1 pseudogene is annotated in these 272 nt (G+C 61.4%); it reads left to right on the plus strand.

Going from position 1 to position 272, the window contains the following annotated elements:
- Window positions 1–41 precede the first annotated feature (41 nt).
- Window positions 42–181: pseudogene (locus ACNQ0T_RS24255) on the plus strand (enoyl-CoA hydratase); the annotation flags it as partial.
- Window positions 182–272 lie beyond the last annotated feature (91 nt).

Consider the following 272-nt stretch of genomic DNA (forward strand, 5'->3'; position numbering starts at 1 on the left):
CCAAATGAAGTACCTGGTCTCGTGGGCTCGGAGATGTGTATAAGAGACAGGCCCGATTAGGCTTTCCGGAAATCGCGTTCAATCTGTTCCCGGGCAGGGCGGTTATTCACTGGTGGCGCGTCGTGCCGGCATGAAAATGGCAGAGGCGCTGATTTATAACTGTCTCTTATACACATCTGACGCTGCCGACGACATCGCTCCAGTGTAGATCTCGGTGGTCGTAGGGTGAGGGGGGGGGGGGGGGGGGGGGGGGGGGGGGGGGGGGGGGGGGG

The organism is Enterobacter cloacae complex sp.6700776 (assembly GCF_048284255.1).
Classification (GTDB): Bacteria; Pseudomonadota; Gammaproteobacteria; order Enterobacterales; family Enterobacteriaceae; genus Enterobacter; species Enterobacter intestinihominis.